The organism is Herpetosiphon geysericola, from assembly GCF_001306135.1.
Lineage (GTDB): Bacteria > Chloroflexota > Chloroflexia > Chloroflexales > Herpetosiphonaceae > Herpetosiphon > Herpetosiphon geysericola.
The window spans coordinates 322,703-344,629 of record NZ_LGKP01000022.1 but is presented as its reverse complement, the minus strand read 5'-3'; the positions used below and the strand labels follow the sequence as shown (position 1 = coordinate 344,629).

The window sequence follows — 21,927 nt, the reverse complement described above, 5'->3', positions numbered from 1 at the left end:
AGCCCGAGCGCAGCGTGCCGCTATGGCTGGGAGCAATCAATCAATGTCAATCACAATCGACCATGTTCGCGTTTTAGAAGGCCCAAATATCTACTATCCCCAAGCTGGGGTAGCTGCAACCTTGCAGGTCAGTCATGATCTCCGCGATGAAATCGGTCGCCAACTCAAAACGTGGGCCCAGGCAGTTGGCTTGATCATCGGCTATCTGCGTATGAAAATCGAGCCACTTGACGAGCAAACCTGGCAATTGAGCCTGAGTTTTACCTGCAACCACCCCCACCTTGGCGCAGCAAGTTTGCAACACGCAGTTGACGATATTCTGGCTGCCGAACGCCAAGATGAAGATTGGAGCCACGATGATGCGCTCTTCGACTTGCGCCGCCAACGCATGCGGATCGACCCAGTTTTGCCATTGCTGCAGTTGCGCGCCGAAGCCCAAGGGCGGGTGATTCCAGTCTTGCCGGTTGGCGATGGCATGTTGCAGCTTGGCACAGGCAGCGGTGGCTGGCGCTTTGATCCTGCCCAACTCAGCCTTGGCCTCGCGGTCAACCCGCCATGGGAGCAAATTCGCAGCGTGCCCTTGATTGCAATTGGCGGGCTTGGCGCAGGATTGGCAGCTAAACAAATTACTCAAGGCCTAACTGCTGCTGGTTGGCAAAACGTTGTGCATATTGCCAAGGGCGATTACGCAAGCGTGCGTCAAGCGCTGGTTCAACCAGAAGCTGAACTGTTTGTTGTTGCCTTAGATCAAGCAGATGTGGTTGAGCGTGGTTTAGCCTTTAATCGCTGTACGATTGGGATTGTGCTGAGCATCAGCGGCTTGCCAGAAGAACAAGCCTTGGCAGCAGGCTTACCAGCCCTGACCGCCGATGAGCTTGGCAACACCATTTTGTTGGCTGATGATCTGCGCACTGCTGGCTTGGCGCGACGTACTGCCGCCCCAGTTGTCCAACTTCAGCGCACCCAAGAACCAGCCAGCATCCCACAACCATTATTAGGATTGGTGGTCAATCAATTGCAACAATTGCTCGATACTGGCGCACTTGATCACTAGATTAAGCCAGTTTGAACAATTAACCGATCATTATTCTAGGAGGTGGAGCATGCCCCAGATCACTGTTGGTTCACAAGCGCCATTCGAGGTAGCAAGTGGCACGCGTTTGGTCAATGCCCTAGAAGATCAGGGCATTGATATTTTGCACCGCTGTGGCGGCAACGCCCGCTGTACCACCTGTCGGGTCGAGTTTCAGGCTGGCGAGCCAAGCACCATCACCAAGGCAGAATCATTTAAATTGGCCGAGGCCAAATTAACTGGCGTGCGTTTGGCCTGCCAAATTAGCTGTGAAGCTGATATGCAGCTTCAGCCCTTGATGACATTAAGCGATTCGGGCTTGCCCGACCCTGGCCCACGCCCAGCAGATAGCATAACTCCAGAGCCTGAATGGCTCGAACGCCCGCTTTAAGCACCAAGCATCTCCACGCTGAGATTATTGGTTGAATAGGAACTGAATGAATGGTGGATCGCTGCGCGAATTTGGCGCAACTGGCTTGCAGGTTTCGGCCCTTGGGTTTGGCGCAGGCCATATTGGCGGCAACGAATTAACTGAATCAGAAGTTGGCACCCTGCTAAATGGCTTGCTCGATCTCGGGATTAATTTAATCGATACTGCGCGGGGCTATGGCCTTTCCGAGGAGCGCATCGGGCGACATCTGCATCAACGTCGCCATGAGTTTGTGCTTTCGACCAAAATTGGCTATGGCATCGAGGGCTACGACGATTGGACGAGTCCAATTATCACAGCGGGCATCGATGCGGCGCTGCGCCAAATGCAGACCGATTATCTTGATATTGTGCATTTTCATTCCTGCCCCCTCGAAACCTTGCGCGCAGGCGACGTTATTGAAGCCTTGGATCGGGCAGTCCAAGCAGGCAAAGTGCTGGTTACAGCCTACTCAGGCGATAACGCACCCTTGGAATGGGCGGTGCAAGCTGGCCATTTTGGGGCAATTGAATGCTCGGTAAACCTTGCTGATCAACGAGTGATTGGCCAGATTTTGCCACAAGCCCAGCACCAGCAGCTTGGTGTGATTGCCAAACGCCCAGTTGCCAATGTTGCTTGGCGGTTTCAACAGCGGCCAGTTGGCGATTATGCTGAGGTCTATTGGGAGCGGCTTCAAGCCATGCAGCTTGATCTCGATCCTGAGCATCTTTTAGGGATTGCGCTACGCTTCACTGCCTACACGCCAGGCGTGCATAGCTGCATTGTTGGCTCGCGCAAGCTTGAACATATGCAGCATAATTTAGCCCTTTTGAATCAAGGCCCGCTTGAACCGCAGCTCTATCAATACCTCGCCAGCCAATTTCAGGCCCATGATCGCGGCTGGGTTGGCCAAATTTAATCAGCCAAGCAAGCATCATTAAGTTGGTGCTTGCTGGTTTAAAAAGCACCAATTGAAACTTTGCGACTACAGGCAGCTGTTAGTCGGCCTGCCCCAATAGCGTTGAGCGTAGCCGTGTCATTTTAGGGTTCGCAGCTTGGGAATTTGCCCTGATGTTGTTTGCAGTTGCAACTTTGGCCGCTTTCGGGTACAAAAGCAACACGTCAATCACCAATCAAGGACAACATCATGGGCAAATTAATTACGATTGTAGGCAACGCGGGCATTGGCAAAACTACCCTCACGAAGCTCCTATGCAGCGATCAGCGTTTTTTTGCGGCCCTAGAAAGCCATGCCGAACGACCATTTCAACAGCTATTTGCCCAAAATCTCCAACGCTATGCCCTTGCCAACCAATTCGATTACCTTTTATTACGAGCCGAACAAGAACGGGCAATTCGAGCGCAGCCAGGCATTGGTGTGCAAGATGGTGGCCTCGATGAAGATTTTTGGGTGTTTAGCAAGCATTTTCAGCAGCAGGGCTACTTAACTGACGCTGAATTTGCGCTCTGCGAACGCTTATACGACGAACTACGTGCTGGTTTAGGCCAGCCCGATTTGATCATTAGCCTTGAAGCGCCGCTCGAGGTCATTATCCAACGCTATCAGCAACGCAATCGCCCGCTCGAAATTGCTCAACGCGCTGATCTAGCCAAACTTGGCTCTTTGCTTGCGGATTGGACGGCGACGATTACCACTCCGCTCTTAGCCCTCGATTGGAGCAGAAATCAATTACCTAACGCACAACAGCACCAACAATTGATTGAAACTATTCTGAGCCTGCTGAGTATAGAATGACGCGATAGGTTTTGTGAGTCTAGATGTGAATTTTAGGAGGTTGTATGCGTGTCCGTGTTGGCGTGATCATTGCGCTTCTATTCATGATCAGCGTTGGTAAAATGCTGGAAAGCCCCAAGTATGTTGCTCAAGCACAGCCTCAAACCCCTGATCAAACGAGTGTTCCTTATGGCTTTGCCCGCATCCAAGAGCAAGAATTTAATGACTTGCCATTGAATGCTAATCTGTTGGTTGGCAGCAATACAATCGTGCGTGGCTCGATTCTGGAAACCGATGTTGATTACTTTAAAATCGATTTGAGTGCTGGCCAACGAGTGGCTTTAGCAACCATGACGCGAACAAGCATCGCGTCTGGCGATACAACGCTCAGCTTATTCGCCTCGGATGGCAACAATGTTAACCCGACACTAACGCTGATCGAAACCGATTTGAGTGATGGTGTTCATAACAATGGCTCATCGGTCATTAGCTCGCAACCAATCACCACCACTGGCAGCTACTACATTAAAGTTCAAGGTGGCACGTCCACCACGCTCATCCAACCCTACGATTTATATGTGCGCGTGTTGAGCACAACGGTTAGCGAACAAGAACCCAACGATCAGCTGCCTCAAGCTATTACAACCCAAGCCAGCATCAGTGGCGTCCTTTCAGCAAGCAATGATCTTGATCGCTATCAGTTTAATCTCAATGCTGGCGATACGATGTTCAGCACTGTTGATTTTGACCCTGAGCGTGATGGCACAACCTGGAATGGATTTCTGAGGCTTGGAAAGCTTGACACGACCTATTTCCAAGTTGATGATGCCAATAGCGTTTCACCAAATGCTGAAGCCAACGTTATGACGGTTAAGGATGCAGGGAGTTATGAGATTGTGATTGGCTCGGAAGCTGATGGTGGCCCCCAAGCCAGCTATCTGGCCCAAGTAGTGATTATTCCAGCAATAACCCAAGCTAACTGCCAGACCGTTACAAGCCAAACAGCGCAAGCAATTGGCCCCAATCAATCAGTCTTGCAATCAAGCATAACGGTTGAGCAAGGAGCCAATATTGCCGATCTTGATGTGCTGCTTGATTTAGAGCATAGCATGCTGCCTGAATTGGATGTGACCTTAATTGCACCTGATGGCAACGTGGTTGCGCTCTTTACCGATATTGGCAGCGCCCAGCGCCCCAATGTTGATCTGGTGCTCGATCAGCAAGCAGCTTTGGCTTTAGGCAGCTATCACAATTTGAGCGGCGTGCATTTTGCGCCAGAAGCAGCTTTTAGCCTCGATTGGTTTGCTGGCCAACAAGCGCAAGGCCAATGGACGCTCACAATCTATGATACTGCTGACGGCAATGGCGGCACGCTCAATAGCTGGGGCTTGCGAATTTGTGGCATGCCTGCTCCTGCAGATTGCCCAGTTGGCAAGGCTCGCAGCGTGATTTATAGCAGCCAATTTGAGGCTGATAACGGTGGCTTCGGCTCAGGCGATTATGATTTCGAATGGGTTTGGGGCAACCATAACAGCCCACCAATTATTGGTAGCTATAGCGGCGAACACAGCTGGAACACCAACTTAACTGGCAATTATCCCAATAGCGCGCGCATGCAGTTGGTCTCGCCCAATATCAATCTTAGCAACGTCAGCGGGCCAATTTATGCAAGTTGGTATCAGCGCTATCAGCTTGGCAATAGCCTGAATGATTTTTATATCGTAACAGCCCACCCATCGTCTTCGTTGTTCTTTTCACCGCTATTCGAGCATCGCAGCGCCGAAATGCGGACTGAGCTTGGCAACCCAAGCCAAATTCTTGAGCAAAGTACTGGTTGGGGTTTGCAACGCCATGATCTCAGCAGCTATGCAGGGGCTTCACTCTCATTAAAATGGGATTTTGGGAGCGACTCGTATGCTAATTTTGCGGGCATCTCAGTTGATGATGTAGAAATTACTGGTTGTATTGATGCTGGCTTAATTACGCCAACTATCACACCAACAGCAAGCACAACGCCAACCCCAAGCGCAACCCCCATCGTAACACCAAGCATGACCCCAACCCCAACGCTTGACCCAGCGCGCTTCTACATCCATCTGCCGCTCGTCATCGTCGAATACTAAAATTGCTTGACTACTGCTCCAGTTTTGGGGGATACCAGACTGGAGCAGTTCCCCCAAATTCACCCTTGTGTTTCAGCAATCCGTAGCCTATGCTTACCCAACCCCCGACATTCTTGCCTTAGCAACAGCCTTGGTTTAGGAGGTTTGCATGCGTCTCCGGATTGGGTTTATCGGCCTCATGATCGCTTTAGTTGGGCTAACTGGCAGTTTTCGCACCTTCAAGCAGGTTCAAGCAGCACCCAGTAACGTCCATTCCCCACAGATTCAGCAAGCCACGATTCCGCACGGTGCGGTGCGCATCAAAGAGCAGGAGAGCAATAATACGCCAGCAACCGCCAATCCGATTTTGGCTAGTAGCGCCATTGTGCGAGCTAATATTTGGGCTAGCGATGTTGATTTTTATAGTATTCAACTAGCAGCAGGTGAACGGCTCAGTGCAGCCACAATGACCTCAGCTTCGGCGAGTACCAATGGTGACTCAACCTTAACCCTGTATGCCTCGAATGGAAGCACCATCATTGAAGTTGATAATGATGATGGCTTTTTTGGCACTTCATCATCGGTCATTAGCTCAGCTCCAGTCACAACAACTGCAACCTATTACCTGCGAGTTAACAGCACTGGCACAACCCAGCTTCGCTACTACGATTTGCACGTGCGTGTCTTGAGCGGAGTACCGACTGCTGAACAAGAGCCAAATAATACTATTCCCGAAGCTCAAATCTTACCGCCAAGCGGGATTCTCTCGGGAACCCTCTCTAGTGTGACCGATTCTGATTATGTCCAATTTAATCTGAATGCTGGTGATACTATTTTTACCAGCCTTGACCTTAACCCAGAGCGCGATGGCACTACCTGGAATGGTTTGCTTGGAATCGGCACGTTTAATAACTTTACTTTATTAATTGATGATATCAGTGTGACCTCGCCGAATGCTGAAGCGCATTTTATGACGGTTAAGCAAAGTGGCACCTACTATGTGCTCGTTTCAACGGCTAGCACCAGTATTCCTGCAGCAGCCACCTATCTCTTAGGTGTAACGGTGTTTCCTGCCGCGCAGCAGGCCAACTGTACAACCTATAACAGCACCAATGTTGGCAAGGTTATTCCAACAACTACCAGTTTCATCACCTCAACCCTGACCATCCCAGAAAACATGATCATCGCCGATCTCGATGTTACGATTCAATTAACCCATACCAATATGGCCGACCTTGATGTGCAGTTGCAAGGCCCAGATGGCAATGTTGTTGGCCTCTTTACCGATATTGGCGCAAATAGCCAAACCACAATGAATCTTGATTTAGATGATGAAGCGGCGATTCCAATTGGATCATTCAGTGTTGTCGCGGGAATGCGCTCTATTCCTGAGTTGAATTATCGCCTCGACTGGTTTGATGGTGGGCGTACTGCTGGCACATGGACATTGTTAATTCACGATGATACAGCAGGCAATGGAGGAATCCTCCAAAATTGGGGTATTCGACTCTGTGCTGCTCCGCCAGCAAGCTGTCCCGATGGAACCGCCATGACAACTATCACCAGCAACGATTTTGAGGCCAACGATGGTGGCTTCACCCATAGCGGAACCTTGGATTCATGGGAATATGGCGCGCCAATTGCCGCCCCATTAATCGGTAGCTACAGCGGAGTCAATAGCTGGAAGACAAATCTTGATGGGAATTACTCAACCAATAGTGTTGCCAATCTCTTCTCGCCAAACATCAGTATTCCCAACGTTGCAGGCCCAGTCTATCTGCAATGGCAACAACGCTATCAAATGGAAAATGCCTCGTTTGATCATTACACAGCTTCAATTGGCTCAGGTGTTATTACCAAAACACTCTATGAATTTGATGCAGCAACCATGACGAATAGTGTTGGTACAAATATCACCTATCAAGAAAGCACTGCTTGGAGTCGCCAATTACACGATATCAGCGAGTTCAAAGGTCAAACGATCAAAGTGCTTTACCATCTTGATTCGGATACGAGTGTCAATCTCGCTGGGATTGCCATCGATGACTTCCAAATTATGGGCTGTGTGGCGCTGCCAACCGCAACCCCAACCGAAGTGCCAACCGCAACCAATACCAGCACGCCAACCGAAACCCCAACTAATACCAGCACACCAACCGAAACCCCAACCCCAACAATCACGGAGACGGCAACCAACACTGAAACGCCAACCAATAGCCCAACCCCAAGCGTCACGCCAACGGGGAGTGTGAGTGTTACGCCAACGCCAAGCCCAACCCCAGCAACACCAACCAATACACCAACAAGTACGGTTTCGCCGACGAATACCAATACGCCGACAATGACAATTACGCCAAGCAACACGCCAACGGCTAGCCCAAGCGCAACCACAGGCCCAACCCTCATTCCAGTCTATCTGCCGTGGGTTAGTAAAGATGCCTAAATAAGCTGGATCATTCGCCGCACGCAACCCGTGGTTCAGCCACGGGTTCTTTTTTTGGGCCTAGCTGATCGCTGTGAAGATTTGATGCAGAATTGGTTAAACGCTGAATGAGCAAAAGCCCGATTAATAGCCATTTTTCTAAACCACCATTTAGCCTACGTTAGCCTGCGTTTTAGCTAAATCTTGCTACAATACAAGCAGCAATATAAACACGCAGCTACGAGGAATCGTTATGAGTAATCCAAAACGGACCGTCGGTTTCGGCGGCTTGATCATTGCCGCCTTAGTGCTTTCAGGGGTTGGTGGTGGCATGGTTGGGGGCGTGGCAGGCTATCGCTTGGCCCAAGTTGATCAAACGGCAACTGCGGTTGACGTTACCCCAACCACCGCCAACCCCCAAACCAACGCAAATCTGACGGCCCAACCAGTCGTCGCCAATAGTAACGATGCGGTGGTCCAAACCGTTGCCAATGCCTCGCCAGCAGTGGTCAAAATCATCAGCACCGTTGCTGGCGGTCAGGCCAGCGGCTCAGGCGCAATCATCAACGAAGATGGCTATATCATCACCAATAATCACGTCGTTGAAGGCCAAAATCGCTTGCAAGTTATCTATTCCGATGGCACAAGCCACAATGCAGAATTGATCGGCACCGATGCTTTTTCGGATATTGCGGTGATTCGGGTGCTCGATGCAGTGCCAGCCACAATTTCCTTGGGCAATTCAGATGAATTAAAACCTGGCGAGACGGTTGTCGCCATCGGCAGCCCGCTTGGCAAATTTCAAAATAGTGTCACGGTTGGGGTGGTCAGCGCCCTCGATCGCACCATCGATCGCATGGAAGGCTTGATTCAAACTGATGCTGCAATTAACCATGGCAACAGCGGCGGCCCACTGATCAACCTCAAAGGCGAGATTGTTGGCATCAATACCTTGGTTGTTCGTGGGGATATTGGCAGCATCGATGAAGCACAAGGCTTGGGCTTTGCAGTGCCATCGAATATTGTGCGCGAAGTCAGCGATACCTTGATTGCCAATGGCCAAGTGGTTCGGCCATACATGGGTATTAGCTACGAGCTGCTTTCGCCCGAAACCGCCGATCTTGGCATCGCCAATGGTAAGGGCGCTTTTGTAACCAACGTCGATGAAGGCACGCCCGCCCGCCGCGCTGGGGTTAGCCGTGGCGATATTATTCTTGCAGTCAACGGCGAGGAAATTACCCAACGCCATTCATTGCAACGCCTGTTGTTGCAATATAAGCCAGGCGATACGGTGACAGTTACAATTGAGCGCAACGGTCAACAACAAGATGTCCAAATTACGCTCACCGAACGTCCATCTTAAAACGAAAATCTCCCCAATGCTGTTATAAAGCCTCTCGTTTGCCAGCGAGGGGCTTTTTGGTTGTGGCATAGCACTTGCCCTTTACACACCGTTTAGAATGACAGACGTAACTTAACCCAAAGGAGGGTCGATAATGCGTCGTTGGTTTGTAGGTCTGAGCCTGCTATTGCTGCTCGCTGGCTGTTCAGGTAGTAGCATCGCTACCCAAGTTTCCGATACAGTTCAACAATTAAGCGAAACCTCAGTCCAAGATTTGGTTAATCGTTTATCGGGCATCGAAGAAGCAGTGCGCAATAACGATTGGGAACGTACCCGCGCCTTGTTTAGCACGGTCGAACAAGGTTGGAATGCCCTACGCGTGCCCGTCGAGGCCGCCTTTCCCGATATTGCCAGCAATATCCAAGCCCAATTTGATCGCCTAAGCCAAGCTTTGAGTGTCGAACTGCCAAGCTCCGAAGAAGTTCGCGCCGGTTTATCCGACTTGCGTGATCAATTAGTGGCCTTATTACAAGCACTTTAGAGCTACTTTTTGGCCTAAATTGTGGTATGCTTTTTGAGGTTTCCAGCATAGAGGAATCGGTGTGAGTGTATTTCAGCAGGCATTGGCGTATGCTCTTGAGCCGCGCAATTTGGCGCGATTAAGCGCGGCACTCAGTCGGCATGGGCAGCTTGTGGCCAGTGCGATGGCAATTGCATTGCTGCTTGGCTTGCCATTTGGCTGGTGGAGCAGTCGCTCACGCATCATTAGCGCGCTTGCGATCAACACCACAAATATTCTGCGGGTCATCCCAAGCCTTGCAATCCTCTTTCTCTTTGTTGCTATTCCTGGCTATGGCCTGAGCATTCGTTCGGCAATTGTGGCGCTGACAATTTTGGCCTTACCGCCAATTTTGATCAACACCAATGCCGCTTTTCGGACACTCAACCCAGCGGTGCGCGAAGCAGCCAAAGCCATGGGCATGCCCGCATGGCTGCAATTATGGCGGGTCGAATTGCCTTTAGCGGCGCCCGTGATTCTCTCGGGCATTCGAATTGCCTTGGTTGAGGTGATTGCTAGCGCAACCTTGGCAGCCTTTATTGGGGCTGGCGGGCTGGGCAGTTTTATCACCTTAGGATTTAGTATGAGCCGCGTCGATATTTTGCTTGTTGGCGCTATTCCGGTGGCATTGCTGGCCATCGTGGCCGAAATCGTAATGGCAGGGCTGTTGCGATGGGTACGACCACCACAGTTTTAGTTTGTTTGGACAGGAGGATTCATGCGACGTTTCATCCAGCGAACGGTGTTGCTCACGCTTTTGATGACGATCATAGCGGCGTGTGGCGATAATGCAGCCAGCACCAGCGTCCCAAGCGGCAACAGCACTCCCGCGCCAAGTGGTAGTGAGAATCAGGTGATTCGGATTGCCTCAAAGAATTTTACCGAGCAATTTATTGTCGGCGAAATGTATGCCCTCATTTTGGAGCAAGCAGGCTACAAAGTGGAGCGCAAAATTGGCTTAGGCGCAACCGATGTTGCTCAAGCAGCCATGGAAAAAGGCGAGATCGATATTTATCCCGAATACACGGGCACTGGTTTATTGACCGTGCTCAAATTGCCCACCCAAACCGATCCTAAAGCGGTCTACGAAACGGTCAAAAAGGGCTATGCTGAACAATTCAAAATTGCGTGGCTCGACCCAGCCCCAATGAATAACACCCAAGCGTTGGCCATGACCAAAGAAGGCGCCCAGAAATTTGGCATTATCACAATCTCCGATATGGCTGCCAAAGCAAGCGAATTGCGCATGATCGGCCCACCAGAATTCCAAGAGCGCGAAGATGGTTTGCCAGGCATTCAAGCCAAATATGGAAACTTCGAACTCAAAGAATATGTGCCAGTTGATCCAGGCCTCAAGTACAAGGGCTTGGTCGAAGGCAATGCAGATGTGGTCGTGGCCTTCGGCACCGATGGCGAAATTGCCAACTATGGCTTGGTCGTCTTGAAAGATGATCGCGCGATGTTCCCACCCTATCAAATCGCACCGTTGGTTCGCCAAAGTGTCTTAGATGCCAATCCTAAAGTGGCCGAATTGCTCAACGCCTTGGCGCCGAAACTCGATGATGCCACCATGCAAAAACTCAACTTCGAAGTTAGTGGCAATAATCGCAAGTACGAAGATGTAGCCAAAGAGTTCTTAACCGCTCAAGGCTTGCTCAAGTAGGTTGGTTCAATTGGGTAGTGGTTACAAACGCCGCTACCCAATACTGTTTTTGCCCAAGGGAGTAGCAGGTGTGAGCACAATCGAGTTTCAGCATGTTCGTAAAATCTATCCCAAGGCCACAACTGCGGCGCTCGCCGATATTTCGCTGACGATCAATCGCGGCGAATTTGTGATTTTGCTTGGCCCATCAGGCTGTGGCAAAACAACCTTGATGAAGATGATCAATCGCCTCATCGAGCCAAGTAGCGGCACAATTTTGCTCGATGGAGTCGATATTCAGACGGTCAATGCCACCAAGTTGCGCCAACAGATTGGCTATGTTATTCAGCAAGTTGGCTTGTTTCCCCACATGACGGTGGCCGAAAATATTGCGGTCGTGCCTAAATTGCTCGGCTGGCCTAAGGCCAAAATCCAAAGCCGCATCGATGAATTGCTCAGCCTGATTCAGCTTGATCCCGCTCAATTTCGCCACCGCTACCCAGCCCAAATTTCCGGCGGCCAAGCTCAACGGGTCGGTTTAGCCCGCGCCTTGGCGGCTGATCCTGGCGTGATGCTGATGGATGAGCCGTTTGGGGCAATCGATGCAATTACACGCACAATTTTGCAAGATGAGATGCTGCGTATCCAACAGCAACTGCATAAAACAATTGTGTTTGTGACCCACGATGTTGAAGAAGCCTTGCGTTTGGCCGATAAAATTGCGATTCTCCACGAAGGCACAATCGTGCAATACGATACGCCCTTGAATTTATTGCGCAACCCTGCCAACCAATATGTGGCCGAATTGCTGGGAGCCGATGATTTGTTGCGCCGTTTGAGCTTGATTCAGGTGCGCCATGTGCTCCAGCCATTGCCCAAGAGCTACGTTGCAAGCCTGACAACAATTGAAAGTAGCCACAATTTGCGCGATGGCTTAAATCAATTGCTGGCCAGCAGCAACGACCAATTGCTGGTCGTCGAGCACAATCAGCCAATTGGCATGCTTTCGTTGGCAGCAATTCACGCCTATCTCCACCCAGAGGTCATCAATGAACGACATCGTTGATGGCTTCAACTACCTCGTGACCGAGCGCACAGCGATTTGGCAATTGCTCGGCCAACACGTAACAATTAGCCTGCTAGGTTTATTGATCGCTAGTCTGATTGCCTTGCCTTTGGGCTTGCTGGTAGTGCGGGTGCGCTGGTTAGCGGGCATCGTCATGGCACTGCTCAGCATTCTCTACACCGTACCAAGTTTGGCAATGCTGATTATGTTAATTGCAGTCTTTGGTCTAAGCAAAACCACCGTGGTTGTGACCTTGGTGATCTATGCCCAAGTGATTTTGGTGCGCAACATTGTGGTTGGCATGCAAAGTATCGATCGGGCAGTGCTCGAAGCAGCGCGGGGATTGGGCATGAACGCTTGGCAAATTTGGTGGCGGGTTGAATTGCCCTTGGCCTTGCCAATTATGCTAGCTGGCTTGCGAATTGCAGCGATCATGTGCATTGCAATTAGCTCAATTGCCGCGATGATTGGGGTGGGCGGCTTGGGCCAATTGCTGTTTCAAGGCATTACCTTCGATCGCGCCGATATGATTTGGGCTGGCACGATCAGCATTGCTGCGTTAGCCTTGGTGTGTTATGGCCTTTTGGCGCTTTTGGAGCAACGACTAACCCCAAAAATATAATTGGAGCCGCGCCCAAATTGCAACAACAATTGCAAGCTAGCGCAAGCTCCAATTATAGCCAAACCATACGATAGTTACGAGCAGCGCCGTAGCGCCATAAACTGTTTAGAACCAGCTTTTTTGTACCACATACTTCTGATAGAACTCAGCATCTGAGGCCACCAGATACAGCACGGTTTGCACCAAACAGATAATTCCAGTTATAGCATAGCCGAAAAAGCCAATCACCACACAAGTTAATGGCAGAAAAATCAAATTCGACAGTAAGAAAATCAGTCCCATTTGATTATTGCCCAAATAAAAACCGTGAATCCCAAATGGCCCCAAGAAGAACGCCAACAAAGCAGCCACAACTTTATTTTTTTCGCTCTGGGCGTAGCCATGCGGCACTTGGTAGGGCTGTTGGTAGCTCACCATTGGCTGTTGATAATTGTTTTGATACATTGGTGGTGGTTGCACTGGCTGATCATATTGTTGATAGCCAACCGGGGTTGGAGCTGGATTTTGCTGATAGGCGACGGTTTGGGCGCCATGGAGGGGGCTGCCTTGCATCGAGCCACCACAATTAGTACAAAACATTACATCAGGATGCGTTTGGGTGCTACAGGTTGGGCAAATTTTATAAAATGCTTGGGTCATAACAAATTCCTTAGCGCCAACAAGCGCGCTGTTAAATTATTGTAACGTTGATTGAAGGTGTGTCTGTAGTTAAGACGTTTTACTCAGATCTTTTGTTTCAAGCATAGCATACCAATAAATGCCTAGCCCACCATCCGTCGCAAGATGCAGCTTAAATCGGTCGCATGCAGATAGCTTCAAAGCAACAAACAAGCAAAAATAGCATAACAAATGTTTGCCTGGAGTACAATCATGACAATCTCTTTTTACGCAGTTTCGGCTGAATTTGGCTGTTTCTCGAACTTTTCGGTCCATGACTTTAAACTTGATGGCCACTATTGGCCAACCAGCGAGCATTATTTTCAAGCCCAAAAGTTTGCTGGCACTGACTATGCTACGACTATTCGGCTAGCCAAATCGCCAGCAATTGCCGCGCGCTTGGGTCGTAGCCGCAAACAACCGTTACGCCGCGATTGGGAAGCAATCAAGGATGACGTGATGCGCCAAGCTTTGTTGGCAAAATTTCGCAGCCACGCCGATATTCGAGCCATTTTGTTGGCAACTGGCGATCAGCCAATCGTCGAAAACGCGCCAGGCGATTATTATTGGGGCTGCGGCGCCGATGGCTCAGGCAAAAATATGCTTGGGCAATTACTAGTTGAAATTCGGCAAAGCCTACGTGATGAGGAACGTGAATGAGCCATGTGCATTTTTCAATCGAGCAATTACACCATTTTCAATGTGGCGCATGTAGCGGCTGGTGGAGCATTGGCGATGCTCCGCCCCGCGATCATTGGTACTGCCCTTGGTGCGGCACCCAATTAATTAATGCAGGCCCGTTGCCGCCGCTCGCCGCAAATGTCGATGTTGCCGAAAGCCCAAGCAGTCCCGTTTTGAATGATGGCCTAGCAATCGATTGAGCGTTTGCTGGCGCAGCAAGCGCTAGTTGGCAAGCATCGTCGAATCATGTACGATGGCGCAAGCAGTTTTTTTGAAGGAGCCGGTCCATGTTAAACCCCGCTGATCAACTGTTACTCAAAAGCCTCTGCAACGATCTTGTCGCCGTCGAAGAACAATTAAGCGAACTTGAAGCTCAGCGCGAAGCCATTCGGGCGCGACTCTCAGAATTGGTTGATCAACTGGGCGGCAAAATTCAATTGCGGGGCTTTGGCACGCTCCAAATCTCCAATCCTTCAGTGATCGTGTCCTACGATCGCAAAGGGATTGAGCAATTGGTGCAAGAATTAGAAGCAGCAGGTAATTTTGCCTTGGTCGATGCAATTCAGACCTCGCGTAAGGAATCGATGCGCAGCGGTGGCCTGCGAATTTTGCGTGAAAAGCTCTAAGTCATGCGGTTATCAAGCAGTCTATTAATCAAAAGCATGCTGATGCTTGCAATCTTGAGCATCGCTGGGTTGCAATTGTATCGCCAACGGGTGCCAGCAGCATTCAAGCTGCCAGCACCTGCGAGCGTTCAAACGACGCACCCAATTGTTGGCATTCACACTCGCCTGATGGGTTTGGATGAGGCGACAATTCGGCGGACGTTGCAGCAAGTGCGCGAAATGGGCGCAACCACAATCATCGATCTTTTTCCGTGGGCGGTTATTCAGCCTCGTTCGGCCAACAGCTACGAGTGGACAGGCAGCGATATGTTGATTGCCCACGCTCAACGCCAAGGCCTCAGCGTGATTGCACGGCTCGATTTTGTGCCAGCTTGGGCGCGGCCAGCCAACACCAATGATCGCTATATCGATCCTAATCACTATGTAGCCTATGCAGATTTTGTGGCGGCGTTTGCGCAGCGCTATGTGCCGCAAGGCGTGCGGGTGCTGCAAATCTGGAACGAGCCAAATTTGCGCTTTGAATGGGGCGACCGTGCGCCCGACCCAGTGGCCTATGCCAACCTTTTGAAAGTAGTCTATCCACGAGTTAAGGCAGTTGCGCCTGAAGCGCTGATAACCTTGGCTGGGCTGGCCCCTGGAGGCCCGACTGGGCCGATTGATCCCCAAACATTGAGTGTTAATGATCTGAGTTTTTTAGAAGTATGTTTAGCTGAAAAACCACCGTTTGATGCAGTTTCGGTGCATGCCTATGGCGCGATCAACCCTGCTGATCAAGCGCCCGAGCCAAGCACTACCAACTTTCGCCGCACAGAACTCATTCATGCTTTGGTAGTGAAGGCAGGCTATGATGTGCCATTTTATATTACCGAAGGCGGCTGGAACGACCATCCGCGCTGGCCCAACGCGGTGCCGCCGCCAATTCGGGTGCAAAATACAATTGCCGCCTATACATGGGCCGAAAAGCATTGGCCATGGATGCAAACGGTTGGTTTTTGGCAATTCTCGTTGCCCAATTTGACCTATACCTATGCTGATAATTATACGTTTGTGGCTCCTGATGGCACACCAAAGGCTATTTATTATGCTGTGCAGCAGTTTACCCAGCAGAATTAGAAGGGCGAAGAGTATAGAACATAAAAATCAAAAATCAAAAGTCAAAAGTCAGAAATCAAAAATCAGAAGTCAGAGCGCAAAGAATGTAAAATAATCATAAAAATCTGTGCCAATCTGTGGCGAAAAAAATACAACTTTGCGTTCTTCGTGGTTTCTATCCTTCGTGCGCTTCGTGTCCTTGATAAGATTCTCAAAAGCATATTGTTACATCAAGGATCACCACCCTTCCGTCCCGCCTCAAGGCGGGAGACACAGGGGGTTTTCAGCCCCCTGTACCCCCAAATATTTATTTCGTAGATTGGCGTTATATTTCCTAACCCCCGACCATTTTCCTTCGTGGAATTCGTGCAATTCGTGGCGAAAAAAAAATACAACTTCGCGTTCTACGCGATTCCGATCCCCAAACCCCAAACCCCGATCCCCACTCTTGACAGAGTACAAACAATTCTCTATACTCGACTGGTAAGTGGTCTGACCAGTTGGTGAATATGAGTGAATTACAACGACCTGCATCGTATTGCGAAGCGCAATTGATCAAACGAATTATTGGTGGCAACTATGCAGCAGGAACGAGCTTGCCCAGTGAGCGCGAGCTAGCCGCACAGTTAGGTGTTACGCGGCCAACCTTGCGCGAGGCAATTCAACGCTTGGCGCGTGATGGCTGGCTCGTGGTACAGCAAGGCAAGCCAACGATGGTCTGCAATATTTGGCATGATGGCGGGCTAGGCGTGTTGCGAAGTTTGGTGCAGCATAGCGCCGAGCTACCAGCCCAAATTGTGCCTCAATTGCTAGCGGTACGCCTTGATTTAGCCCCAAGCTATACTGCAATGGCAATTGAACACCATGCTGAGCAGCTTGTGGGCTTGTTGCAAACAGCGCTGCCATTAGCTGATACAGCTGCGGCTTATGCAGCATTCGATTGGCAATTACAGCATCAACTGACGATCGCTTCGACGAATCCAATTTATACCTTAATTTTAAATGGCTTTCGTGGTTTCTACAGCATGATGGCCTTGAACTATTTTGAGTTAGCGCAGGCGCGGCAACAGTCGGCGAGTTTTTATCAAACCCTGTTGCAGGCCGCCAAGACGCACGATGTGGCCCTTGCCCGCCAAGCGAGCCAAGCAGCCATGCAACAAAGCATCGAGCTTTGGCAAGAATTCAGCACAAACACCAATCAATAACTGAACAAAGGGGTTAATATGCGCCGTTGGAATGGTTGGGGCGATGAAACGAAAGATTATCCGGTTAAAGCTGGCATTTTAGGCTTGTTAAAGCAGTTAATTGGGGTTGGCACAGCTCCAAAAGATGTAGGTTTGGCTGATGTTTTGGCCAAGGTGCCAGCATCACGCTTGCCCCAGCACGATCTGATTAGCACCGATCCTGAACTGCGGATTCGCCATGCACGCGGCCAGAGCTTTGCTGATTTAGTAGCCACTCGCAGCGGTGATTTGGGCCAAATTCCTGATGGCGTGGCCTTGCCACAAACCAGTCAGGACGTGCGCTCGTTGCTCGATTGGGCCAGCGCCAATAACATCACCGTGATTCCCTATGGCGGCGGCACAAGCGTAGCGGGCCATATCAACCCAGTTGCAGGCGAGCGGCCAATTTTGACCGTTAGCCTTGCCAAGCTCAATCGCTTGCTCGATATTAATCCAACGGCGCGCTTAGCTCGTTTTGGTGCTGGTATCAAAGGCCCTGATCTCGAAGCCCAATTGCGGGCCTTGGGCTTTACGCTCGGCCATTTTCCCCAATCGTTTGAGCTTTCCACGCTTGGCGGCTGGATTGCCACACGCTCAAGTGGCCAGCAATCGCTTGGTTTTGGGCGAATTGAGCAATTATGGGCTGGCGGACGCATTGAAACACCCCAAGGCGCGCTCGAATTAGCACCCTTTCCTGCTTCGGCTGCTGGCCCCGACCTGCGCGAAATGCTGCTTGGTTCCGAAGGTCGCTATGGCATTATCACCGAAGCCACGGTGCGAATTCGGCCAATTCCCGCGCTTGATGTAGTGCATGCGATCTTCTTTGCTAATTGGCAGCAAGCCCAAACTGCGGCGCGGGCGATTGTCCAAGCTCATGTGCCATTGGGAATGCTGCGCCTGAGCACGCCCACCGAAACCATGACCAATTTGGCTTTAGCGGGCCACGAACGGGCAATTGGCCTGCTAGAAGGCTTTTTAAAATTGCGTGGCGTTGGAGCCGAAAAATGCATGCTGCTGGTTGGATTCATCGGCAGCAAAGCCCAAGTTGCGCTCAGCCGTGACGCTGTTTTAGGCTTGGCTCGCCAACACGGCGGGGTGCATATTGGCCAAAGCTTTGGCAAAGCGTGGCAAGCTGGCCGTTTTCGTGCGCCCTATCTGCGCAATCGGCTTTGGGAGCTGGGCTATGGCGTGGATACGGTCGAAACCGCCACAACATGGGAAAACGTCAACCCATTATTACAGCAGCTTGAACATAGCCTGCGCAATGGCTTAGCCGCTGAGCACGAACAGGTGCATGTGTTCACCCATCTTTCGCATTTCTACCCCACAGGCTCAAGCATTTACACCACCTATGTGTTTCGGCTGGGCGACACTGCCCAAACAACCATGGCGCATTGGCAAAAACTCAAAACCGCTGCCAGCCAAGCAATTGTGGCAGCAGGCGGCACGATCAGTCATCAACATGGCGTGGGGCTTGATCATCGGCCTTATCTTGAGGCTGAAAAAGGGAGTTTGGGAATTGCTGCGTTGCAACAACTTGGCCACCATTTTGACCCGCAGGGCTTGCTAAACCCCGCCAAATTATATGAGGACGGCCAATGAACCCACGTTTGCAATGGAATGCTGCTTGGCGCGAACGCACATGGAGCGAGCTACAGCAAGAATGGGATGTGATTATCATTGGCGGGGGCATCACTGGAGCAGGTTTATTGCGCGAAGCAACCCGCGCTGGTCTCAACGTGCTCTTGCTCGAAGCCCGCGATTTTGCTTGGGGAACCTCAAGCCGCTCATCCAAATTAGTGCATGGTGGCTTACGCTATTTGGCTCAAGGCCAAGTGCGGGTAACCTACGATTCGGTGATTGAGCGCGAACAACTTTTGAATGAAGCACCTGGGTTAGTGGAGCCGCTGGGCTTTTTGATTGGGCTGCCCCAAGGCAAACCACTGAAGCGCTGGGTGTATCAGGCGGGATTATTGGCCTACGATGCCTTGGCTCGCCGCAGTGAAGCCCATTATTTGAGCCTGCCCAATTTGCGTTTGCTTGCGCCCTACCTCGATGAGACCAAACTAGCGGCTGGTTTGCGCTACAGCGATGCTCAAACCGATGATGCGCGGTTGGTTTTGCGGATTTTGCGCGAAGCAGCGGCAGCAGGTGCAAGCTTATTAAATTATGCAGCAGTTACCCAATTAGTTCGTGAAGCTGAGCAAGTTGTCGGCGTTGTGGTGCGCGATCAACTTAGCGACCGTGAGCAAACCCTCAAAGCCAAAGCAGTTATCAATGCAACTGGGGTTTGGGTTGATCAGTTGCGGCAACAGATTCAAGCGCCAGCTAAAATGCGCCCGTTGCGCGGCAGCCACTTAGTATTTGCCCAAGCAGCCTTACCGCTGGCCCAAGCGATTAATCTTGAGCATCCCCGCGATCGGCGGCCAGTCTTTTTTGTGCCGTGGGAAGGGGTGAGCATCGTTGGTACAACCGATCTTGATCACGAGCCAGATTTATGGCAAGAGCCAAGTATCAGCCCTGCTGAAGTTGCCTATTTGCTCGAAGCGGTGCAAACAGCCTTTCCAAGTTTGGGTTTAACTTCAGAGCAGGTCATTTCAACCTGGAGCGGGGTGCGGCCTGTGGTCGATACGGGAGCCAGTGATCCATCCAAGGAATCGCGCGATTATGTGTTGTGGCAAGAGCAAGGGCTGCTTACCGTAACCGGAGGCAAATTAACTACCTTTCGCCTCATTGCGCTAGAAGCATTAAAGCTTTTACGCCAACGCTTGCCCCAAATCAAGCTTTGGCCGCATGCACCACGGCTCAATCCTGCGCCAGCTGATTTGGCTGGCAAGCTAGCGTTGCCGATCAAGCAACGCTTGTTGGGGCGCTATGCCGCCGAAGCGCCAGCAATGCTACAAGCACTCCCAGCCCATGAGTTTGCGGCCATCGAAGGCTTGCCAAGTTTATGGGCCGAAATGCGCTGGGCCGCGCGCTACGAAGCAGTGACGAATTTGGGCGATTTGCTGTTGCGTCGCAGCCGATTGGGTATGTTGCTGCCAAATGGCGCAGCAACCTATCAGGCCCAAATTCAAGCAATCTGCACTGAGGAATTGGGCTGGGATGCACAGCGCTGGGCAAGCGAGTGGCATGATTATCAACAACTCATTGTGCAGCATTATGGGTTGCCAAGCGCGGCTCATTAATGTTGCTCTAATTTGACAATACAGAGAAGCAAGCTATAATGCAATCAAACCTTCTCCTCTCTCTTCTCTCCCACAAGCGGCTCCATTATGCGAGCCGTTTGTGGTTTAAAACGCTTTTTTATTTTCCCAACCAATTCCTCGCTTTATCCTAGACACCTGCCCTAGATTGTGATATTTGTTACATAGTAAGCAAGCGAAACCGATCCATACATAGCCTAGACATGAGGTGTCGTCGATGGATATTACGATTGTGAGTTACGGTTCGCGGGGTGATGTGCAGCCCTATTTGGCGCTTGGCCGGGCATTACAGCACGTTGGGCATACCGTTAAGCTGATTGGCCCTGCCAATTTTGCCGATTTGAGCCAAGCAGCAGGAGTGCCGTTTGCCTCGGTTGGGGTTGATCTTCAAGCCTATTTGCGCGAACGAATGGCAAGTTTATCCAAATCGAACAATTCGATCCGTTTGTTGAAAAGCTTGCACAATGAACTGAATGAGCTGATTGAGCAAGTTGCCCACGAAACCTTGCAGGCATGCCAAGATACTGATTGCATCATTGGCACTGGCCCCCAAACTGCCAGCTTCGCCGAAAAAGTCGGGGTGCCGTTTATCGAAGCTGTGTTGCAACCTGTAACTCCAACTAGATCGTTTCCATCGCCGATTGCCCCCAGCTGGCTGAAACTTGGTGGCTTTGCCAACTATCTGACCCACCTTGGGTTTGAGCAAATGTTTTGGCAAGTTTTCCGACCGACCGTCAATCGGGTGCGAACGCAGGTGCTTGGCTTGCGATCGTATGGATTTGGTAGCCCATTTGCCAAGATTCGTGGGCAGGTTGCGTTGCGGCTGCATGGCTATAGCAACTATGTGGTACCTCGCCCAAACGACTGGCCTGATCAACACAAAGTTACAGGATTTTGGTTTCTGCCGCCGCCTAGCGACTGGTCGCCACCAGCTGAACTAACCGATTTTCTCGCTGCTGGGTCGGCGCCGATTTATATTGGCTTTGGCAGCATGATGGGCGGCGATCCACAAACATTGACCAACCTTGTGAGCGAGGCATTAGCGCGCACTGGCCAACGGGGAATTTTAGCTGGCGGTTGGGGAGCTTTAGGTGAAACGACGGATGCCAACGATCAGCTATTGTTCGTTAAGGATGTCCCGCATTATTGGCTTTTCCCCCAAATGGCGGCGATTGTACATCATGGCGGTGCTGGCACAACTGGTGCGGCCTTACGCAGTGGCAAGCCATCAATCGTGGTGCCATTTTCCTTCGATCAACCATTCTGGGGGCGGCGGGTTGCTGAACTTGGCGTGGGTTCTGCGCCCATTCCGCGCAAGCAACTGACGCTCGAGCGCTTGGTTGCGGCAATCAATCAGGTAACCAAGCAAACAGCGATTCGCGAGCGCGCAGCCCAGCTTGGCGAGCAGATTCAAGCTGAGCATGGCACGGCCCAGGCAATCGATCAGATTCATCGGGTATTAGGTCGCTAA

General features: G+C 50.9%; 21 protein-coding genes. 20 read left to right on the top strand and 1 reads right to left on the bottom strand.

Annotated features, from left to right (window positions below):
- Window positions 1–43: 43 nt before the first annotated feature.
- The 12 genes from SE18_RS14320 (at window position 44) to SE18_RS14265 (ending at window position 12,971) form a co-directional block, all read left to right on the top strand.
- Window positions 44–1,054: a DUF4938 domain-containing protein gene (locus SE18_RS14320; RefSeq protein WP_054535150.1), complete on the top strand. Its 1,011-nt coding sequence runs from the start codon at window positions 44–46 to the stop codon at window positions 1,052–1,054.
- A 49-nt stretch (window positions 1,055–1,103) separates the two neighbouring features.
- Window positions 1,104–1,463, top strand: coding sequence for a 2Fe-2S iron-sulfur cluster-binding protein (locus tag SE18_RS14315; RefSeq protein WP_054535149.1), 360 nt, complete (start codon window positions 1,104–1,106; stop codon window positions 1,461–1,463).
- Between the two features lie 46 nt (window positions 1,464–1,509).
- Window positions 1,510–2,400 carry an aldo/keto reductase gene (locus SE18_RS14310; RefSeq protein ID WP_054535148.1) on the top strand — a complete coding sequence of 297 codons (891 nt, stop codon included), beginning with the start codon at window positions 1,510–1,512 and terminating at the stop codon, window positions 2,398–2,400.
- Window positions 2,401–2,628: 228 nt separating this feature from the next.
- Window positions 2,629–3,237 (top strand): deoxynucleoside kinase, encoded by a 609-nt coding sequence (locus tag SE18_RS14305; protein WP_054535147.1) that lies wholly within the window; start codon window positions 2,629–2,631, stop codon window positions 3,235–3,237.
- A 44-nt stretch (window positions 3,238–3,281) separates the two neighbouring features.
- On the top strand, window positions 3,282–5,339 hold the full coding sequence (locus tag SE18_RS14300; RefSeq protein ID WP_054535146.1) for a proprotein convertase P-domain-containing protein: 2,058 nt from the start codon (window positions 3,282–3,284) through the stop codon (window positions 5,337–5,339).
- Between the two features lie 148 nt (window positions 5,340–5,487).
- A complete protein-coding gene (locus SE18_RS14295; protein ID WP_054535145.1) occupies window positions 5,488–7,761 on the top strand; it encodes a proprotein convertase P-domain-containing protein in 2,274 nt (757 codons plus the stop codon).
- A gap of 232 nt (window positions 7,762–7,993) precedes the next feature.
- Window positions 7,994–9,103 carry a S1C family serine protease gene (locus SE18_RS14290; protein ID WP_054535144.1) on the top strand — a complete coding sequence of 370 codons (1,110 nt, stop codon included), beginning with the start codon at window positions 7,994–7,996 and terminating at the stop codon, window positions 9,101–9,103.
- 133 nt (window positions 9,104–9,236) lie between these two features.
- Window positions 9,237–9,623, top strand: coding sequence for a lipoprotein (locus SE18_RS14285; RefSeq protein ID WP_054535143.1), 387 nt, complete (start codon window positions 9,237–9,239; stop codon window positions 9,621–9,623).
- Window positions 9,624–9,684: 61 nt separating this feature from the next.
- Entirely contained in the window at window positions 9,685–10,338 is a 654-nt protein-coding gene (locus tag SE18_RS14280) for an ABC transporter permease (protein ID WP_054535142.1), read from the top strand.
- Window positions 10,339–10,359: 21 nt separating this feature from the next.
- On the top strand, window positions 10,360–11,304 hold the full coding sequence (locus SE18_RS14275; protein ID WP_054535141.1) for a glycine betaine ABC transporter substrate-binding protein: 945 nt from the start codon (window positions 10,360–10,362) through the stop codon (window positions 11,302–11,304).
- 70 nt (window positions 11,305–11,374) lie between these two features.
- Window positions 11,375–12,349: an ABC transporter ATP-binding protein gene (locus SE18_RS14270; protein ID WP_054535140.1), complete on the top strand. Its 975-nt coding sequence runs from the start codon at window positions 11,375–11,377 to the stop codon at window positions 12,347–12,349.
- Window positions 12,333–12,971, top strand: coding sequence for an ABC transporter permease (locus tag SE18_RS14265; protein ID WP_054535139.1), 639 nt, complete (start codon window positions 12,333–12,335; stop codon window positions 12,969–12,971). The genes SE18_RS14270 and SE18_RS14265 overlap by 17 nt, the downstream gene beginning before the upstream one ends.
- Window positions 12,972–13,076: 105 nt before the next feature.
- On the opposite strand, the gene SE18_RS27830 is transcribed toward SE18_RS14265, so the two are convergent.
- Window positions 13,077–13,610, bottom strand: coding sequence for a TM2 domain-containing protein (locus tag SE18_RS27830; RefSeq protein ID WP_054535138.1), 534 nt, complete (start codon window positions 13,608–13,610; stop codon window positions 13,077–13,079).
- 231 nt (window positions 13,611–13,841) lie between these two features.
- Between SE18_RS27830 and SE18_RS14255 the strand changes: the two genes are divergently transcribed.
- From SE18_RS14255 to SE18_RS14220, 8 genes are all read left to right on the top strand, one after another.
- The gene (locus SE18_RS14255) at window positions 13,842–14,288 is read left to right on the top strand and encodes an NADAR family protein (protein ID WP_054535137.1); all 447 of its coding nucleotides are present in this window, start codon (window positions 13,842–13,844) and stop codon (window positions 14,286–14,288) included.
- Complete coding sequence (locus SE18_RS14250) at window positions 14,285–14,509, top strand: hypothetical protein (protein ID WP_054535136.1); 225 nt, start codon at window positions 14,285–14,287, stop codon at window positions 14,507–14,509. The genes SE18_RS14255 and SE18_RS14250 overlap by 4 nt, the downstream gene beginning before the upstream one ends.
- 87 nt (window positions 14,510–14,596) lie before the next feature.
- Entirely contained in the window at window positions 14,597–14,935 is a 339-nt protein-coding gene (locus tag SE18_RS27185; RefSeq protein WP_054535135.1) for a hypothetical protein, read from the top strand.
- A gap of 42 nt (window positions 14,936–14,977) precedes the next feature.
- A complete protein-coding gene (locus SE18_RS14240) occupies window positions 14,978–16,048 on the top strand; it encodes a GH39 family glycosyl hydrolase (protein WP_201783498.1) in 1,071 nt (356 codons plus the stop codon).
- A 488-nt stretch (window positions 16,049–16,536) separates the two neighbouring features.
- Window positions 16,537–17,232, top strand: a complete 696-nt coding sequence (gene fadR / locus SE18_RS14235) for a fatty acid metabolism transcriptional regulator FadR (RefSeq protein WP_054535133.1) — start codon at window positions 16,537–16,539, stop codon at window positions 17,230–17,232.
- An 18-nt stretch (window positions 17,233–17,250) separates the two neighbouring features.
- Window positions 17,251–18,852, top strand: coding sequence for an FAD-binding oxidoreductase (locus SE18_RS14230; RefSeq protein ID WP_054535132.1), 1,602 nt, complete (start codon window positions 17,251–17,253; stop codon window positions 18,850–18,852).
- Window positions 18,849–20,438, top strand: coding sequence for a glycerol-3-phosphate dehydrogenase/oxidase (locus SE18_RS14225; RefSeq protein ID WP_054535131.1), 1,590 nt, complete (start codon window positions 18,849–18,851; stop codon window positions 20,436–20,438). The genes SE18_RS14230 and SE18_RS14225 overlap by 4 nt, the downstream gene beginning before the upstream one ends.
- Window positions 20,439–20,673: 235 nt before the next feature.
- Entirely contained in the window at window positions 20,674–21,927 is a 1,254-nt protein-coding gene (locus SE18_RS14220; protein WP_054535130.1) for a glycosyltransferase, read from the top strand.

Bases quoted from the DNA above. Each gene is read 5' to 3' on its own strand.
- SE18_RS14320 (WP_054535150.1), top strand. From the start codon at position 44: ATGTCAATCACAATCGACCATGTTCGCGTTTTAGAAGGCCCAAATATC.
- SE18_RS14315 (WP_054535149.1), top strand. From the start codon at position 1,104: ATGCCCCAGATCACTGTTGGTTCACAAGCGCCATTCGAGGTAGCAAGT.
- SE18_RS14310 (WP_054535148.1), top strand. From the start codon at position 1,510: ATGAATGGTGGATCGCTGCGCGAATTTGGCGCAACTGGCTTGCAGGTT.
- SE18_RS14305 (WP_054535147.1), top strand. From the start codon at position 2,629: ATGGGCAAATTAATTACGATTGTAGGCAACGCGGGCATTGGCAAAACT.
- SE18_RS14300 (WP_054535146.1), top strand. From the start codon at position 3,282: ATGCGTGTCCGTGTTGGCGTGATCATTGCGCTTCTATTCATGATCAGC.
- SE18_RS14295 (WP_054535145.1), top strand. From the start codon at position 5,488: ATGCGTCTCCGGATTGGGTTTATCGGCCTCATGATCGCTTTAGTTGGG.
- SE18_RS14290 (WP_054535144.1), top strand. From the start codon at position 7,994: ATGAGTAATCCAAAACGGACCGTCGGTTTCGGCGGCTTGATCATTGCC.
- SE18_RS14285 (WP_054535143.1), top strand. From the start codon at position 9,237: ATGCGTCGTTGGTTTGTAGGTCTGAGCCTGCTATTGCTGCTCGCTGGC.
- SE18_RS14275 (WP_054535141.1), top strand. From the start codon at position 10,360: ATGCGACGTTTCATCCAGCGAACGGTGTTGCTCACGCTTTTGATGACG.
- SE18_RS14265 (WP_054535139.1), top strand. From the start codon at position 12,333: ATGAACGACATCGTTGATGGCTTCAACTACCTCGTGACCGAGCGCACA.
- SE18_RS27830 (WP_054535138.1), bottom strand. From the start codon at position 13,610: ATGACCCAAGCATTTTATAAAATTTGCCCAACCTGTAGCACCCAAACG.
- SE18_RS14255 (WP_054535137.1), top strand. From the start codon at position 13,842: ATGACAATCTCTTTTTACGCAGTTTCGGCTGAATTTGGCTGTTTCTCG.
- SE18_RS14250 (WP_054535136.1), top strand. From the start codon at position 14,285: ATGAGCCATGTGCATTTTTCAATCGAGCAATTACACCATTTTCAATGT.
- SE18_RS27185 (WP_054535135.1), top strand. From the start codon at position 14,597: ATGTTAAACCCCGCTGATCAACTGTTACTCAAAAGCCTCTGCAACGAT.
- SE18_RS14240 (WP_201783498.1), top strand. From the start codon at position 14,978: ATGCTTGCAATCTTGAGCATCGCTGGGTTGCAATTGTATCGCCAACGG.
- fadR (WP_054535133.1), top strand. From the start codon at position 16,537: ATGAGTGAATTACAACGACCTGCATCGTATTGCGAAGCGCAATTGATC.
- SE18_RS14230 (WP_054535132.1), top strand. From the start codon at position 17,251: ATGCGCCGTTGGAATGGTTGGGGCGATGAAACGAAAGATTATCCGGTT.
- SE18_RS14225 (WP_054535131.1), top strand. From the start codon at position 18,849: ATGAACCCACGTTTGCAATGGAATGCTGCTTGGCGCGAACGCACATGG.
- SE18_RS14220 (WP_054535130.1), top strand. From the start codon at position 20,674: ATGGATATTACGATTGTGAGTTACGGTTCGCGGGGTGATGTGCAGCCC.